14 protein-coding genes are annotated in these 17,167 nt (G+C 44.0%); 10 read left to right on the top strand and 4 right to left on the bottom strand.

Annotated elements, in window-relative coordinates:
• Nucleotide 1 precedes the first annotated feature (1 nt).
• Together C4F40_RS21140 and C4F40_RS21135 are read left to right on the top strand one after the other, a co-directional pair.
• Entirely contained in the window at nt 2-574 is a 573-nt protein-coding gene (locus C4F40_RS21140; protein ID WP_196941404.1) for a Crp/Fnr family transcriptional regulator, read from the top strand.
• A gap of 79 nt (nt 575-653) precedes the next feature.
• A complete protein-coding gene (locus C4F40_RS21135; protein ID WP_196941403.1) occupies nt 654-1,364 on the top strand; it encodes a pirin family protein in 711 nt (236 codons plus the stop codon).
• A 290-nt stretch (nt 1,365-1,654) separates the two neighbouring features.
• Here C4F40_RS21135 and C4F40_RS21130 read toward each other — a convergent pair whose 3' ends face one another.
• Both C4F40_RS21130 and agaR (C4F40_RS21125) read right to left on the bottom strand, forming a co-directional pair.
• On the bottom strand, nt 1,655-2,899 hold the full coding sequence (locus C4F40_RS21130; RefSeq protein ID WP_196941402.1) for a M14 family metallopeptidase: 1,245 nt from the start codon (nt 2,897-2,899) through the stop codon (nt 1,655-1,657).
• A 208-nt stretch (nt 2,900-3,107) separates the two neighbouring features.
• Nucleotides 3,108-3,893, bottom strand: a complete 786-nt coding sequence (gene agaR / locus C4F40_RS21125; protein ID WP_196941401.1) for a transcriptional repressor AgaR — start codon at nt 3,891-3,893, stop codon at nt 3,108-3,110.
• A 205-nt stretch (nt 3,894-4,098) separates the two neighbouring features.
• Here agaR (C4F40_RS21125) and C4F40_RS21120 point away from each other — a divergent pair, with 205 nt between their 5' ends.
• The 4 genes from C4F40_RS21120 to C4F40_RS21105 all read left to right on the top strand — a co-directional run bounded on the left by C4F40_RS21120 (nt 4,099) and on the right by C4F40_RS21105 (nt 8,333).
• Entirely contained in the window at nt 4,099-5,283 is a 1,185-nt protein-coding gene (locus tag C4F40_RS21120) for an SIS domain-containing protein (RefSeq protein ID WP_196941400.1), read from the top strand.
• A gap of 55 nt (nt 5,284-5,338) precedes the next feature.
• The gene (locus C4F40_RS21115; RefSeq protein WP_196941399.1) at nt 5,339-6,292 is read left to right on the top strand and encodes a carbohydrate kinase family protein; all 954 of its coding nucleotides are present in this window, start codon (nt 5,339-5,341) and stop codon (nt 6,290-6,292) included.
• Nucleotides 6,273-7,100: a class II fructose-bisphosphate aldolase gene (locus C4F40_RS21110; RefSeq protein ID WP_196941398.1), complete on the top strand. Its 828-nt coding sequence runs from the start codon at nt 6,273-6,275 to the stop codon at nt 7,098-7,100. The genes C4F40_RS21115 and C4F40_RS21110 overlap by 20 nt, the downstream gene beginning before the upstream one ends.
• A gap of 135 nt (nt 7,101-7,235) precedes the next feature.
• Nucleotides 7,236-8,333 (top strand): D-TA family PLP-dependent enzyme, encoded by a 1,098-nt coding sequence (locus tag C4F40_RS21105; protein WP_196941397.1) that lies wholly within the window; start codon nt 7,236-7,238, stop codon nt 8,331-8,333.
• 186 nt (nt 8,334-8,519) lie between these two features.
• Here C4F40_RS21105 and C4F40_RS21100 read toward each other — a convergent pair whose 3' ends face one another.
• Nucleotides 8,520-9,380: a DMT family transporter gene (locus tag C4F40_RS21100; RefSeq protein WP_196941396.1), complete on the bottom strand. Its 861-nt coding sequence runs from the start codon at nt 9,378-9,380 to the stop codon at nt 8,520-8,522.
• Nucleotides 9,381-9,398: 18 nt separating this feature from the next.
• On the bottom strand, nt 9,399-10,178 hold the full coding sequence (gene agaR / locus C4F40_RS21095) for a transcriptional repressor AgaR (RefSeq protein WP_196941395.1): 780 nt from the start codon (nt 10,176-10,178) through the stop codon (nt 9,399-9,401).
• Between the two features lie 257 nt (nt 10,179-10,435).
• Here agaR (C4F40_RS21095) and C4F40_RS21090 point away from each other — a divergent pair, with 257 nt between their 5' ends.
• The 4 genes from C4F40_RS21090 (at nt 10,436) to C4F40_RS21075 (ending at nt 17,042) form a co-directional block, all read left to right on the top strand.
• Nucleotides 10,436-12,622 carry a hypothetical protein gene (locus tag C4F40_RS21090; RefSeq protein WP_196941394.1) on the top strand — a complete coding sequence of 729 codons (2,187 nt, stop codon included), beginning with the start codon at nt 10,436-10,438 and terminating at the stop codon, nt 12,620-12,622.
• Nucleotides 12,619-14,817 carry a right-handed parallel beta-helix repeat-containing protein gene (locus C4F40_RS21085; protein WP_196941393.1) on the top strand — a complete coding sequence of 733 codons (2,199 nt, stop codon included), beginning with the start codon at nt 12,619-12,621 and terminating at the stop codon, nt 14,815-14,817. The genes C4F40_RS21090 and C4F40_RS21085 overlap by 4 nt, the downstream gene beginning before the upstream one ends.
• A 108-nt stretch (nt 14,818-14,925) precedes the next feature.
• Nucleotides 14,926-16,119, top strand: a complete 1,194-nt coding sequence (locus tag C4F40_RS21080; protein WP_231390169.1) for a Gfo/Idh/MocA family protein — start codon at nt 14,926-14,928, stop codon at nt 16,117-16,119.
• Entirely contained in the window at nt 16,119-17,042 is a 924-nt protein-coding gene (locus tag C4F40_RS21075) for a DUF6807 family protein (RefSeq protein ID WP_196941392.1), read from the top strand. The genes C4F40_RS21080 and C4F40_RS21075 overlap by 1 nt, the downstream gene beginning before the upstream one ends.
• The last annotated feature ends 125 nt before the right edge of the window (nt 17,043-17,167 follow it).

Raw genomic sequence — 17,167 nt, 5'->3', positions numbered from 1 at the left:
TATGGTGGATAAATTAATTTCTCATATTAATGGGATATGCCTTTTGACTGGGGATGAGATTGAAATCGTAAAAGAACTGGTTCGCGAGAAAGATGTTCCACGGAAGCATTTCGTACATCGGGCAGGAGAAATAGCACAGTATTCTGCTTTTGTGTTAGAAGGCTGCCTGCGATCTTATATTATTGACCAAAATGGATTTGAGCATGTTCTACAATTTGCTCCTGAGAATTGGTGGATTTCAGATATGTACAGTTTTGTGAAACAAACATCAAGCGAATTGAACATCGATGCCTTATTGGATTCCAAAGTATTGATTTTAAGTCGGGATTGTCAATTGCGTATTTTCGATCGGATTCCAAAATTGGAACGTTATTTTCGAATATTAACTGAAAACGCATTAGCCAGTAGTAATCACAGGACATTGGACTACCTGAGCCTTCCTGCAAAGGTGCGTTACCAAAAATTCTGTGATCTATACCCGACATTAATTAATACATTGCCTCAGAAGCAAATAGCCTCTTTTATTGGTATTACACCCGAATTTCTGAGTAAGCTGCGAGGTGAAAGGAATTAGGTCGATTTTCTTAATATAGGTTAAGAACTAACGGGCTAAATTCCCCTACTTTTGTGTATAAACAATTGAAAGGAATAGTATGAAGACAGTAATTCATAGAGCAGGCACGAGGGGATATGCAGATCACGGGTGGTTGAAGAGTTTCCATAGTTTTAGTTTCGGTGGTTATTACGATCAAGATCGTGTACATTTTGGAGCTTTACGAGTTTTAAATGATGATAGCGTGTCTGGTGGAAACGGATTCGGAGCACATCCGCACGATAATATGGAAATTATCTCGATACCATTGGGCGGTGTACTCCAACATCAGGACAGTATTGGAAATAAGGGGGTAATCCGTACGGGTGAAATTCAGGTGATGAGCGCAGGAACGGGTATTCAACACAGCGAATACAATGCGGATGCTGATGAAGCAGTTAAGTTTTTGCAGATATGGTTATTCCCCAATGAGCGGAATGTGAAACCGCGATATGACCAGCAAACAATCCCGATTGAAGGACGTTATAATAGATTTCAACAAATATTGTCCCCCAATAAGGAGGATGATGGTGTATGGATCCATCAAGATGCCTGGTTTCATTTAGCTGATTTAACAGAAGGGTTCGAAATTAGTTATACGTTAAAGAACCCGGAAAATGGAGTATATGTATTTGTATTAGAGGGAGAGCTCTCTGCTAGCGATGAAGATCTGGGAAGAAGGGATGGGCTCGGTATTTGGGAAGTTCAGCAGGTGGATTTTAAAGCCACTACCAAATCTTCTATTCTGGTAATGGAAGTTCCCATGCTTTAAATGAATCTGTAAAAAGGTTGTGTAAAGACCTTTACGCATCGACTAAACATATAAAAAAGGAGCTTCCCGATATTGGTTAGCTCCTTTTTTATATGTTGGTTTTAGGGCAAGCTGAACATGTCAGCAATAAAAATGCAGCAAAGCGATTAGCTGGTTTTTAAACAGATTATTAGTTTTATACATGGGAGAAGTTAGATATGTTAAGTCCACAGGTATGTTGCCGACCCTTTACTACAATACATTTGATTCGTCAAACTTGTTGTGATCTTTTTTTTTTTGATCAGACCAGGTTATTTTAGCCATTGGGCTCTGCCTCCAGATTGTAATAAAAACCGCAAAGACTCTTGGTGGGCGATTAGCTGTGCGTCTACGAGCATTTGAGGGCTGTGTAAACTTGGTGCTCCACTAAGATTGGTTCCCGAAAAACCATGGCAAGCCGATTCGATCACGACGCTAAGAGCTCCGCAATGTAGATTAAGTGCTGTGCTCAAGTTGTAGCCTTTCATATCGGCGCCAGCCGGGTCTGTTTCTAGGGCTATATCAGTTGAACCTCGTAGGTTTTGGGTCGTTAAGCGCGTGTTGATTGTCTGGTATAGTCTGTCGAAAGCAGGTTGTAGCTGTGGTTCGCAAAACGGTCGGTGGATTGTCATAAAATAGTTGTTTCGGGGTACTCCGGTATGCATATTTATGATGAGATCCGGTTTCTCGGATGCTGCTATATCGAAAAGCATGCGTGTCTCGGGCTGGACTGTTCCAAAGAAATCGTCGTGCATGATGTTTACGCCTGCATCATTCGGGTACCCTCCTGGAAATCCGACTTTACTGAAATCCATAGGGATAAATTCCTTTACTGCTGGCCATCCGATGATGGTACCGTCTCGGTTTCCGCCCGTATTGAGGTACTCGTGTATGTTAAACGCGTCAGGCGCTCCTCCTCGATTGGGTTCCATCTTTAAAGGGACCCTAGCTCTGCCATCTGGATTCACTAAGGGGATGAGCACAATCCGATCTACGCTGTCGGCCATCCGGGTCAGTTCTGGCCAAGCAGTACCCTTTAGGTCTTTGCCGGTTTCCAGTACCGACAATAAATTGATCATGCCCACAATGCCTTCTACTTCGTATCCGTGAACTGCTGATATAGCCATGTATACCAGATTTTCGCTGTCTGCTCCGCGGTAGTGTCGTATATCACTGACGCCGAGGGAACCTGAAAAAGTAGTCGTGCCACCCTCCTTTCGCTTTTTTCCGTACGTAATAGACTGAATTATTCGACCTCCTGCCGAGGTGCCGGCATGATTTATCTGGCCCTTTTTGACATGATTTTTAATGTAATCCTCGATCTCGGGTATGGTATTGATCCAAAATGAAGGAATATTGTCGGCTTCTATCAAGTACTCTTCTGGGATGTTGTAGGTTTGTGTTATTTGTGAGGAAGGTGGTTGCGAGCACGACGGGATGATGGTGGTAAATAAAGTTCCCGTTGTTAGAGAAAAGAAGAGCAAATAAGCAATTTGCAAAATACGGTTACTGTTCATGATTCGTTTTTTTAGTTGATGAAATTCGCATAGTGAATAATTCAAATTTACTCGCGTTTTTACTTGTTAGGTTTTAATAAAAACAAAGGTAATGAAATAAAACAAATTTACGAAACATGTTTCATGTGCTTTTTTAAGTTGTTTTTGATGTTTTTTTATTTTAAAAGGTTTTTGAATAGAATAAAAACGTAAGAAAGAATTGTTTGGGTTAACTAGGGTCGGTAATGATAACTTCAATTCCTGCATTTTCAAGTTTGATACGTTCTTCGTCAGGTATGCCCGAATCGGTGATGATGGTGTCGATCTCGTTGATGTTGGCGATAAAGGCAAGGCTTCTCTTATTAAACTTGCTGGAGTCGGTTACCACAATTACTTTCTGTGAAATCGAAATCATGACCCTGTTTAGGTGTGCTTCTTCAACATTTGGGGTGGATAAGCCAAAATCTGCGCTGATGCCATCTACAGCTAAGAATAATTTGTCACAAAAATAGTTTTTCAGGCTGTCCTCCGCTGCTCCCCCGACCAATGAAAGGGATTTTTTTCTTAGAAAACCTCCAGGTACGATGACCGTTACATTTTCCGATTCTGCCAACTGCGTGATGACGTTTAGTGCATTTGTAATGACGGTTATCGTCTTGTTGTCAAGTTGTTTAGTGAGTTCGGAGGTTGTTGTTCCTGAATCAAATATTACGGTGTCGCCGTCTTCGATGAGTGCGGCGGCCGCTTTTCCGATGCAACTCTTTTGTTCGTATCTGTGTTTGTTCTTGTCGGAAAGGTGGAAGTCGGTCCCAACGCGTTCAATTTTAATCGCACCCCCTCTCGCTCTGATGAGCATTTTCTTTTGTTCCAAACGCGTAAGATCATTACGGATAGTGACTTCAGTTACATTCAGCTCTTTACTGAGGGCAGACACATTTACTTGGCCATCTTTGTTTAGTTGTTCTAGGATATGTACTCGTCTTTGAACTGTGGTTGATTTATTTGTAGTTGTCATGTTGTTTGCAATGAGCGTGTTAATTCTCTCGAAGATAGGGATAAAATTCAAATTAGACAATATCTATTTGTTTCGTTTAGTTGTGGTGCGCGTTTTTATTGCTTTGTGTGATCTTTTAGAAAGGAAAAAAATATTATATTATAATAATAAAAGGAAATAAAAGTTTATATATTTGTGATTCGTTATTATGTATAGTGTTTAGATTATGATTGATAGTATTGAAAATAAATTAGGACTTAGTTATGAACTGCAGTCGGATTTGGGGGCTGTGAATACTGCACGTGAGATTTGTCAGCAGCCTGATGTTTGGCGGCTTACCTATCAAAAGATTTTAGAGGAGAAGGTACTAATTTCTGAGTTTTTAAAGGACGCTTATGCTTTTGATGATCTTAAGATTATCCTTACGGGAGCAGGTACTTCGGCTTATATTGGTGATATTCTCAGTCAATCTTTTCAGCAAATTGTGGGTAAAAATACCTGGGCTTTTGCAACAACTGATCTGGTAACTCATCCCCAGCAGTATTTTGGTGCAGAGGATACGCTTTTGTTGGTTTCCTTTGCCCGATCTGGAAATAGTCCGGAGAGCGTAGCGGTGGTCGAATTGGCTGAATCGTTGTGTCGTCGGGTGTATCATTTGGTAGTTACCTGCAATGAGGGAGGTGAACTGGTTCGAGTTGCGCAGGAAAAGAAATCTTATGTGGTTTTTCTTCCTGAAGAAACGAATGATAAAGCATTGGCTATGACGAGTAGTTTTACATCGATGTTGTTGACGGGGATATTAGTTTCTCGCATTGATCGTTTAGAGGACTGTAAAAGACAGGTAGATAGGCTTATAAAGTGTGCTGATATTTTTCTGTTGAATGAAGTTGAGGGTCTTAAGACGGTGTCGGCTATGGGATTTGACCGAGCGGTTTTTTTGGGTTCGGGCCCGCTTCGTGGCGCCGCCTGTGAGTCTCAATTGAAGTTACAGGAACTGACTGGCGGACAAGTAATTTGTAAATTTGATTCTTATCTTGGGGTAAGGCATGGTCCTAAGGTTGTGATCGATAATAAAACGCTCGTAGTGTTTATATTTTCGAATGATAGGCATGCTCGTAATTATGAGGTTGATCTGGTCAAGTCGGTGAACGCCTCGGGATCAGGGTTGTATTTGGTCGGAATTGGAGAGGATTCATCATCCGATTTGGATTTGGATTTATATGTTTCTTTGTCGTCAGATGGTGAGGTGGTTTTAGAAGATGACTTTCTAGCGATTGTTAGCGTATTGCCAGCACAAGTGATGGGTTTCTATAAAGCTATTGAACTAGGCTTACTTCCAGATTCGCCTTCCGTTGATGGGGTAATATCACGAGTGGTTAAAGGTGTTAATATATATCCCTTTGAAATTTGAGGTATCTTGTCGATTTTGATAATTGAACTCTCTTTACAGTAAATGAATTATGAATATGGGAAAAATTGTTGTTGTAGGTGAATTGAATGTTGATCTGATTTTGGATGGTCTGAGTCACTTGCCTGTGAAGGGTAAGGAAATCTTGGCGAATGCTATGAGTTTAACATTAGGGAGTTCTTCTGCGATTTTTGCAAACAATTTAAGTGTCTTGGGTTCTGATGTGGCATTCGTTGGGAAGGTCGGTGAGGATCTATTTGGCGATCTGGTGATGAGTCGCTTGCGCAGAAGTGGGGTGGACACGCAGGCTGTAGTCCGTGATCGGGATCGACAGACGGGCGCTACCGTGGCGATTAGTTTTGGGAATGAGCGGGCAATGGTGACTTATCCCGGGGTCATGGATACGTTTGGTATGAACGATATCAATTGGGATTTGCTGGCGGAAGCGAGACATCTTCATGTTTCGTCTATTTTCTTGCAGCCAAGACTAAAACGGGATTTGGTAAGCCTATTGCACAAAGCGAAGTCGTTAGGGATGACCACATCCCTGGATGTGCAATGGGACCCTAACGAGCGATGGGATTTGCCGATTAGAGAGGTGCTTCCTTTGGTTGATTTGTTTTTGCCTAACGAGGTGGAGTTACTCGCCTTAACGGGTTGTGGGGCCGTTGAGAGGGCGATGAATAAGCTTAGTCGTTTTGCGAATGTCGTAGTGGTCAAGCTTGGGCAAAAGGGATGCTTGGCCATGGAAAACGGGGTTTTTACGGATGTCCCCTCTTTTATGAACGAGAATGTGGTGGATGCAATAGGTGCAGGTGATAGCTTTAATGCAGGGTTTATCCATTACTTTTTACAAGGACATTCGGTTGAAAGATCCCAGATGTACGGAAACTTGATCGGGGCTATATCGACAACTTCGGCGGGTGGTACCGGAGCTTTTACGAGTCGAGAGGATGTGATGGAAATTGCTAGAACTAAATTTAATTTTTCTTATGATGACGTTGAAAGATAAGCTAAGTCAGCTCAGCACTTCAAATGGCTGTTTGTTGGCGACTAATTTTTATAATTTTGAAACACTATCGGGGGTCTTGTCTGCAGCTGCGGAGCGTGACAGTTCGGTGATCCTGCAGTTGACACAAGGGTCCATAGAGTATATGGGGCTTCATACGGCGGTAAGCATGGCTCGATCGGCTATGCAGGAGTATGGTGTCGAAGCGTGGATACATCTCGATCACGCTGGTTCGTACGAACTGGTTGTAAGTTGTCTGGATGTAGGGTTTGATTCTGTCATGATTGATTATAGCGAGCGAACTTTTCAGGAGAATGCGACCGTAACAAGACGGGTGGTGGAGTTGGCTGAAAAGTACGGTGCGAATGTGGAGGCTGAATTGGGGTATGTAGCGAAGCTGGGGCAGTCGAAGGAAAAGCTAGGGTTTACCGATCCGCAGGAGGCGCAGCAATTTGTAAACGAAACGGGGGTTCATGCGCTGGCTGTAGCCATTGGTTCGGCACATGGTTTTTATAAGGCAGAGCCAAAACTGGACCTGGATCTCTTGCGAGAGATTAAGCGCATGACGCAAATTCCTCTTGTACTGCATGGAGGATCTGGTATTCCGGCTGCTACCTTGATGGAATCCATTAAATTGGGGATCTGCAAGATTAATCTGGCAACGGAGATCAAGGATGCATTTATGAGAAAATTGCAAGAGGTGTTGGTTGAAAATGAGGAAATTGATCTCAGGAAAACATTTCCGTATGCGGTTAGTTCAATTAAGGACCTCGTGTCGGCTAAGCTGAATGTGGTGAATACAGGCTCGTAGTCTTGTTTTATAACTTAGTTTTAACAAAGTTTGTAGGTGTGGTGTTGCAAGAGCCTTTATACAAGATAAGGGTAGTATGAACTTTGTTGCACATGGCCTTTAGCTTTTTTTGAAATGATGTTTTTTAAGTTAGATATGGAAACGTGGTATAAGGTTAAAAACGTAGGAGAGGTAGATTCTCCAGTATTGCTGGTTTTCCCCGACAGGGCGAAGTACAATATCGAGCTGTTAAAAACCATGATTATTGATGTTGATCGTTTGCGTCCACATGTTAAGACGCATAAAACAGCGGAGCTGACCTTGTTGCAAATGGAAGCGGGTATACGAAAGTTTAAGTGCGCCACGATTGCCGAAGCTAACATGCTGGGTATATGCGGTGTGCCAGATGTGTTGTTAGCTTATCCATTGGTGGGGCCAAAGATTGACCGCTTTCTGGATTTAGTGCAATCGTTTCCAAATACCCGCTTTTCTACTATTGTAGACAGTCTGACGGCAGCACAAGCATTGTCAGAAGTCTCTATGTTGGCTGGTTTTACGGTGCCGGTTTTTATTGATTTGAATATCGGTATGGGACGCACGGGGATGTTACCGGGAGAATCTACTATGGCGCTTTATAAGAAGTGTGCGGAAATGGGTGGGGTATCTGTTCAGGGTTTCCATGCTTACGATGGACATGTGCGGGAAGTAGATTTAGCCAAACGTACGGTGATCTGTGATGAGAATTTTGCGCCGATTGAGGAGATGTGCGATTTGTTGGAAAATGAGGGTTTTGCTAGGCCACGTATCGTTATTGGAGGCTCTCCGTCTTTTCCGATTTATGCGCAGTGCCCAGAGGTGGAGTGTAGCCCCGGAACTTTTATCCTGTGGGACAAGGGGTACGATAATATGCTTCCAGAACAGGGGTTTCTGCCGGCAGTGGTAATACTGACACGTGTCGTTTCCATGCCTGCTACGAACAGGCTTTGTGTTGACTTGGGCTACAAAGCAATTGCCTCTGAAAATCCGTTGGATAACAGGGTGTTTTTCTTGGATGCTCCAGAACTACGGCCGGTGGGACATAGTGAAGAACACATGGTGCTGGAAGCGTCCGCAGGTCACTCATGGAAGGTTGGTGACGTGCTTTATGCATTGCCGATGCATATTTGCCCAACGGTAGCTTTGTACGATCATTTGAAAGTGGTTATTGATGGGGTTGTAAAAGATAAGTGGGAAGTAGTGGCAAGGAAAAGATAGGAGGGATGGGAAGTAGGCTTCCTGAAGAATATAGTCTAATTTTTCTCGCTGTAAAGCGTCTGTCAATAAAAGAGGTTGTTTAAAAAGCTAAACTTCTACGTCATTTCGAACGAAATAACGTGAAGTCTATGGGGGTAAATAAATCATAATGAATGGCTGGTCACCATATGTATCAGTATTCTCGGGTTATTCTTCTGCTAATATGTAGATGACAATCACCGCGAGTACTAATCCGCATAAGATAATCCAATGCGGAAGCGTTGCATACCAAATTAATGAAATTACTATCGTTATTACAGGAGCTAGCGCCACAGCAGGTACGACTATAATTGCTTTTCCGTAGCGGAGCGCATATACGAGTGTCAATGCGCCAATAGCATTCAGTATCTGTATTCCAGCGGCTAGATACGGTCCAGAGAGTCCCCAGTTGATCGGTTGTTTGAAGTCGGTCATGCCGACGGCTATAGGAATGAGCATTAAGCCCGTTAGGGTCATGTAGAAGAAGATGTTTTCACTACTCATACGGTTGTTGGCTGATTTCATGACAAACGCCTGGATGCCCCACATTAGGGATACCGCCAGTGCTAACGCTAACCAGACGTACCCTCTTTCTGTGTTGGTCTCGGATTCTTGATAGGATAAAAACAGGATAGCTACAAATGCTAATATGATTCCTGTCCACCGTTTTCTGGTGGTTGTCTCTTTTAGCAGCGTTGTCGACATGACAACGGTAATGACCGGATTCAATGAGATGATTGGGAAGATGAGGTAGGCTGGACCGTCTTTCAATGCTTCAAAAAGTAATAGTTGTCCTCCTGCTCCTGTCAATCCGATGATACAGCCCTGAATGATTGATTTTTTTCGAAAGTCAAGTTTCCATCCGGATAACGCAATGGCTACAATCGCACAAGGGATCATGGTAAGTGCCCATACGCTATATCCCAATGTGGCGGGAAAGCCTGCTTTTTCTGGGATTTCTATGAAAGCGCCCCAAATGCCCCAAAAAATAATGGTCGTAAGTGCGTATAATTTCCAGTGTTGTTTCATGTTTGTGAAAGTGGTTGGTTAAATAATGATAATTTCTATGTTCAAATCTTCTAGCTTTCGGACGAGTTCAGGAGATATGCCGCTATCTGTTATGATTTTATCAACAGTTGATATTTCAGTGATGTAAGCTAGGCTTCTTTTGTTGAACTTGCTGGAATCTGTTACGACAATTACTTCTTTGGAAATACTGATCATGACTCGGTTCAAGTGAGCTTCTTCCGCACTAGGAGTAGAGAGTCCATGTTCAATGCTAAGTCCATCTACTGCAAGGAAAAGTTTGTCACAAAAGTAGCTTTTAAATGTTTCTTCAGCGGCCGCACCCACCAAGGAATGGGAGTTTCTGCGCAGGAGTCCTCCGGGAATGATTACATTGATGTTTTTGTAGCTGGACAGTTCATCTGCAATGTTTAGCGCATTGGTGATCACGTTCACATCGGACAGGTGCTTCATGTTTTTCACGATCTCCATCGTAGTGGTTCCAGAATCTAGAATGATCGTGTCCATGTATTCAATAAGCGCTGCAGCAGCTCTTCCTATACGTTTTTTTTCACTCAGGTGGTGTTTTTCCTTTTCAAGCAATGTGAAGTCAGTGCCAGCCTGCTCTGTTTTGAAGGCGCCACCTCGTGCCTTTATTAAGAGGTGGTTGCGTTCAAGGTGTGTGAGGTCGTTGCGTATGGTGACCGGACTTACACCTAATTGCTCAGTGAGTGAATTGACGTCGACTTGGCCATTGTTGTTTAGTTCCTCCATTATTATGGCGCGCCGACGATCTATCGAATTTTTGTTAATTATGTCCATACGTTCTCATTAGTTATCTATTCTGAAGATCGTCTGTCTGGGTGATTTTAGGGTAGAGACATCCGATCTTCGATCATACAAAAGAAGAAATAATAATCTTATATTTCAAGTTATTTCTTTCTTTTCATTTCTATTTTTTATTTTTTTGCCGTATAATTGTGATTAATAGTTTTGAAACCTTATTTTTTATTTTTCTTATAACCGAAATGATCTACTATATGATAAACTCTCTCAGGGCAGTAATGTGCCGTAAAGTAATGATTTTTTGGCCTCTCGTAGGACTCTTGTTTGGACTTGGTTCAGTAGGAAATGCAGTGGCAGACACGGATTCTCTGAAGCGAGTTATTCCAGTTACCGAAGCCGGTATTTTTGCGGAGCGAGGTGCCATTTACCGGTTAATGAATGATATTACAAGTACACATAGTGCTGTTTTTTTGGGTAATAATGTGACGTTAGATCTCAATGGCTATACGATCACATACGCTAAGGGAGATTATGAACAGATCCGAAATGGGGGGTTCGAGCAAGGAGTGATTGGTTGGGATATGACTAAGGCTCCGGGGGCGAAGGTAGTGAGCACAAAAGAGGTGCATGCATTTGTCGGCGATAGCTTGTTGAGTATGTTGCCCGATGACGAAGTGGTGTCTTCGTATGTCAATCTCGCTTATCCAAATCGCTCTTATTATGCCATGTGTGGGATAACAGGACGGTATGATAAAGATCGTAAGACGTTGGAAGATAATATGATCATTAGTGTTTATGTGGAAGATGAAGCAGGGGAGTTGGTGTATTGTCAGACTTCCTATATGGATACGGTAGTGACGAGTGTTCCTGTTGAACGTAAAACGCCTAGACTAGGTGGGGGATTCGTTGTTGCCCATCTGAATGGTTTGCCGGCTGGTAAGTATAGGGTGCGAATAAAGGCGGATACGGATTGTTTGATTGACGAGGTGGATATTCGGCCGGCCTTTGATGTGGGGATTGGTATTGTAGGGGAAGCTGTTCCGAATGGACATAATGATCATCTTTTTGAAGGGAAATATACTGCTTTTTTCGATTATGCTGACGATGTAAGGCGTACTCGTCCGAGGAAAGGGACGCCTCAGGTCAAGGGAGGAGGTACGATTGTGATCAAAAATGGTAAGATTAAAAATGGTACTCCCGGAGTAATGTCCTGGGGTGTCCAGTCTACTGCTGAAGATATTAAATTGGTATTGGAAAATCTAGAAATAGAATCCGAGGGAATTAACTCTATTGCGGTAGATGTGCCACAGGCCACGATTTCTAAATGTGTGTTTCGTACCAATAATCCTTATATCATCAATAGGCACGGTTCCCAGTTTCATGCGGTGGATTTGAGAGGCGAAAAGCCATCAGAAGTGTCTTATTCGTCATTTTTCGGAGGACAGGGATGCCTCGTGCTGAAAGGTAAGGGGTCGTCCGTTTATCGTAATATTTTTGCCAATAGGCAGACGGTAACCAATCATTATAGTATTGCGGCATCGGGCGATAGTTTACGGATTTATGAGAATCGTTTTGAGCCTGAAATCGGTTCTGGTATTAATGTTTTCCGTCGACAAGGTGTGGAGATTTTTGATAATTATTTCAAGGTGTCCGTGGCCCCACCGTCTTGTGAGTATCATTTGGATTACAGTACAAATGGGGTGAGACTGGCCGATTATGGCGCGGTAAGGGGATCGGAGAAGGGAGCTAGGTTCAATAAAATATACAATAATACATTTGAAATAGCGGCACATAGGTTTGACGAGTATCCGGACTATGTGGGTATGGCGAATGCGATCTTTTTTAGTGCCAGTGCCGGAGATAATGAGGTCTATGGTAATCAAGTGTCGGTATGGCATGAGGATCCGGAAGCCAAAACAATCGCACATGCCTTTTATATAGGGAACGCGGATGGGGGGATGTTTGAGAGGAATACCGTTGTTTCGAATGTAACGCCAATTTGGGTGGCTTGTCCTTATGGGAGTGCGGCGGATATTGATCTGACGATGAATACCTTGGTTAAGCATAAGGATGCTGATCTCGATTTTCCGGCAATACGGTTGGGATATAAGGGGGCTCGTAATCCAGCCCTGAACATTGCGTTTCGATCCAATACGTTGATAGGAATGCCTTTTACGGTGGAACAAGTCGGTGAAGCTGAAAAGGACTATCTGATCCGTTGGACCCTAGATGCGAAATTTGTCGGGACTACCGGAACGGGTGTCTCCGGTGTTCCGGTGTCTGTTTTAGATCGTCAGGGATCGGAGGTTTATCGAGGTGCCTCTTCGGTAGGGGGGGGGCTAAAAGTTGAACTCACGCAAACTGAAGTGTCTGGTGGTGTGGTGGTATCAAATGAGCCGTATAAACTAGTCTATCCGGGAGGTGAGCAATTGATTCACTTAACGGAAAATGTGAAATTAAAAATCGAAGTTAAACAATGAGAATCAGTGTTTGTGCAATTAATGTAGGGCTTTTAGTCTTATTTTTTGGAGGTTGGTGTGGGGTTGCTGCTCAGGAAGGTGTTGGTAATGAGCGTGTGGTACTGGTATCTGGTCCAGGGTTTTATGTCGAGCCCGGAGTCACTTACCGATTGACAAAAGATATCCACAGTGACCACAGCGGCCTTTTTCTGGGTAAGGACGTGACACTGGACCTCAATGGATTTACCGTGTACTATGCCGATGGAGGTTACAACAACCTGCTTAACGGTGGTTTCGAACAGGGGATAACCGGTTGGGGGCTATCTAGCGCCCCAGGCGCGAAGGTAGTAAATACTAAGGATGTGCATGTCTTTGTTGGCGAAAAACTAATGAGCCTGAAAGCGGGTGACGAAATAGTGTCTTCGTACATGGAGCTTCCGGTGGCTGACCGGTCTTACTACGCCATGTGTGGTGTGACGGGTTACTATTATGAAGATATGAAGGGCGATATGAACAACGAAATGCGGGTTAGCGTATTCGTGGAAGATGAACAGGGTAAATCGATTCGTTGTTTAACGGAATATGCAGACTCTGCTGCATTGAGCTGCCCAACTATAAACCAATCACCCCGGTTGGGTGGTGGTTTTGTTATGGCGCATCTGCAGGGATTGCCTGCTGGCAAATATCGGGTACGCGTAAGGGCGGAAACCGATTGTTTGGTGGATGAGATCGATATTCGGCCAGCGTTTGACGTGGGCGTGGGGATTGTAGGTCGAGTAGAAAGGTATGGGCACTATGGTCATTTATTCGAAGGTAGATTTGGCGCTTTTTTTGACCACGCAAAGGTCTTCTCCGCCGACGCCTCGACGTCGGGAATGAAGCAAGTGACCGGAGAAGGCACAGTGACGATTCGAAACGGACGTATAAAGAATGCGGCGGTAGGCGTCCTGTCTGCCGGTGTGCAGTCTACAGCGGACGATGTTAGGCTTGTGTTGGAGCAGGTAGAGTTTGAATCGGCAGGGATAAGCACAGTCGCTGTTGAAGGGTTGTACGGCTCCATCCGGCATTGTAAGTTTGATATCCAGAGTCCATTTGTGATCAACCGCCACGGAAATCAATTTATGGCGGTCAACTTGCGAGGCGAACGTCCGTCTGAGGTGTCGTATAGCACCTTTTATGGTGGGCAGGGGTGTCTGACGGTAAAGGGGATCAAGTCGGTGATCCACGACAATTTGTTTGTAAACAGACAAACCGTAACCAATCATTACAGCCTGTCGCCGTCGGGCGACAGCACAAGGGTTTTTAACAATCGGTTTGAGCCCGAAATCGGATCGGGCATTGGTATTTATCGGCGCAAGGGCGTAGAAGTGTACAACAACTTCTTCCGCATCACGGCTGCCCCACCATCGTGTGAATACAACCTAGATTACAGTACGAACGGGATACGGATTTCAGACTACGGCGCAAAGACGGGCGACCCCAAGGGAGCGATCGGAAATAAAATCTATGGCAATACGTTTGAGATCATCGGCAAGGCCTTCCCGGAATATCCGAATTACGTGCCTCTGGCCACCGCCATCTTCTACAGCGCGAGCGCCGGGGGTAATGAGGTTTTTGACAATGACATCTCCGTGGTGCTGGAGGATTCTACCTCGAATACCCAAGCCTATGCATTTTACATTGGCAACGCGAACGAAGGGCTGTTGTACGATAATCGAATTAGGGCTAATGCCACCCCAATCTGGGTGGCCACCGTCTATGACGGGGCGTCCAACATCGACTTGTCGCGAAACCGGATTTCGAGAATTACTGACTCGGTACCCGACTTCGCGTCAGTGCGATTAGGGTATCAGTACGGGAGCCGCCCGGCTACTTCCATTTCGTTTCGATCCACGCAAGTGGACGGTATGCCGTTCCGTATTGCGCGAGAAGGTAGTGCCGAGACAAGTTACCGTGTTCTTTGGACCTTGGAGTTGGAGTTGGTTTCATCTAAACGTAAGAAGATTAAAACCCGTTTGGTAGAGATGTTTGATCGTAAGGGACAGCGCGTCTTCAGTGGGGTGGCGAAGGATGGAAAAGTGCTGACCGAGTTGTTAGCTTGTGCGGTTAATAATGAGATTAAAGAGGTTTTTTCGCCTTTTAGAGTTCGTGTTGGAAAGAAAGAAAGGCTTGTGGAATTGGATAAGGATACGAAGGTTGTTTTTAGTCTGGATTGATTACGTGAAAGAAGCTATGTCAAGTGGTCTTGGTATGACGTACAAAACGATTGATCGAGCGATACAACCTGATGAAATAATTATATAGATATAAAATCTGATGCGAATATGAATAGAAGAACATTTTTGTTAAACGGGGCAGTGACTTTGGCTGGAGCCTCAATGATGGGGATTCCTCAAATACTGCCAGCTTATCCTCGTGGGGAGAAAAAGCTAGGTGTTGGTATCATCGGTACGGGCAATCGAGGGGCCGGGATGGCGAATATCATACGCCGTTTGGAAGGTTTGGAGGTCGTGGCATGCAACGATGTGCTCCCGAAAAATTTGGAAAAAGGGTTGGCGCATGCTGGCAGTAAGGCTGCCGCTTATTCAGATTACAGACAGCTATTAGAGGATAAGCGTGTGGAAGCTGTTATTATTGCTACCCCTTTGCACGAGCATTATCGCATGGCCGTGGATGCCATTGAGGCAGGAAAGCATGTTTATGTCGAAAAGACGATGACGTATGATATTCCGCAGGCCATTGCGTTAGAAAAAAAAGTGCTGGAGCATCCAGAGCTTGTGTTTCAAGTTGGTTACCAATACCGGTATTATGGTTTGTATCGTCGAGTGAAAGAGCTGATTGATGCGGGATGGCTAGGAGATGTTCTTCAGTATGAGTGTCAGTACCATCGCAATTCAGATTGGCGAAACCCAGTGGCTGACCCTTCGTTGGAGCGGCAGGTAAACTGGAGGATGTACAAGGAGTATTCTGGAGGTCTAATGGCCGAGCTTTGTTCACATCAGATAGATGTGCTTCAATGGTTCGGGGGTGCTAATCCGGTGTTCGTGAGCGGGGTTGGGGGGATTGATTATTGGAAGGATGGTAGAGAAACTTGGGATAATGTCAGGGCGTTATTTGAATTTCCGGGCGGTATAAAAGCTAGCGTGAGTTCTATTTTAAGTAATGCTTATAAAGGGTATTCTTTGCGGGTGCTGGGATCCAATGCAACGGTGGAGATACAGCAAAATAAAGCGTATTTGTATCCTGAAGAAAAAGAAAGAGAGCTTGGTGTGGTTGATGGTGTGACAGGGGCTACTGTGCAGTCTTGGGGACAAGGTGAACCTGTTCCGGTGAATTTTGAAGATCTTCATGATGTGAATGCGGATCCAACCGTGTTTGCACTGTTGGATTTTTTGGCCTGTATTTGGGATGGGAAAAAGCCATTTTCGGACGTAGTAACAGGTAAAAATTCAGCTATCGCTGTGCATAAGGCGAACCAGTCCATAGTATCGCGTACCGGGCAAACTTGGGGGTTATAATGGTCGATATTCTTAAAAGCTGGTTTCTGCCGCTGCTTTTGTGCGGATCGACCTTGGTCGCGTATGGACAAGGGCTTTCTGTTGTAAAGCAGCCTGAAGGATTTTTGATTACCGAGCAGGATCGTCCGGTACTTTTTTATCGGACAGCTCCTGATACTGGTGCGTATAAAAGAGCGGGATACATCCATCCTTTATTTGGGTATGATGGAAAAGCTTTGACGGAGTCTTCACCTTCAGATCACCCTTATCAACATGGCGTTTATTGGGCATGGCACCAAATATTGTTGGAGGGGGTACAGGTGGCAAATGGCTGGATATGTGAGGATATTTCGTGGGACGTACGAAAGGTTAAGGTGCGAAAAATAAAGGATACGCTATCCTTGTCTTCGCAAGTTGATTGGCTTGTGTTGCTTAAAGGAAAAAGAGGGAAGACAAGAATCGTAAAGGAATACACGGAGATTACGGTTTATCCTCAGGAAAAAGGTTATCGGATGGTCGATTTACGACTGCAAATTAAGCCTACGATGGAGGGGGTTGGTGTCGGGGGGGCGGATAATGAAAAAGGGTATGGTGGACTTTCTCTTCGTTTAAAAGACGCTGACCAGCTTCGCTTTTTTTCCGAGAAGGGCTACGTTGAGCCTAAGGAAACGCCTGTAGTCACTGGCGACTGGATGGATTTTCGAAAGCTTATTAATGGAAGTGACGAGGGGGGTGTTGCGGTAATGGTGGATCCTAAAGGACCGGATCATAAGGGGGAATGGATCTTGAGAAGCTTTAAAAGTATGCAAAATCCTGTTTTTCCCGGGAGGAAACCTTTTTTGATTCCTAATTCCGGTCTTGTTCTTTCGTATCGATTCTTGGTGTATGGAGAAGGTTTTGATCGTTCATTGATTCCTTTTATTTTTGAAAGCTATTCTTTTTGATTGTTAATATCTTATTTTTCATTTTTAATTAGGTTTTATAAAAATTTTTTAATTTTATTTTGTTCTTTACCTTTCTTTTTGTATTTTGCGTCCTGATAAAGCAATTATATTGAAAGGGATATGTT

Source organism: Sphingobacterium pedocola (genome assembly GCF_015209965.1).
GTDB lineage: Bacteria > Bacteroidota > Bacteroidia > Sphingobacteriales > Sphingobacteriaceae > Sphingobacterium > Sphingobacterium pedocola.
This window is presented reverse-complemented; position numbering and strand designations above follow the sequence as displayed.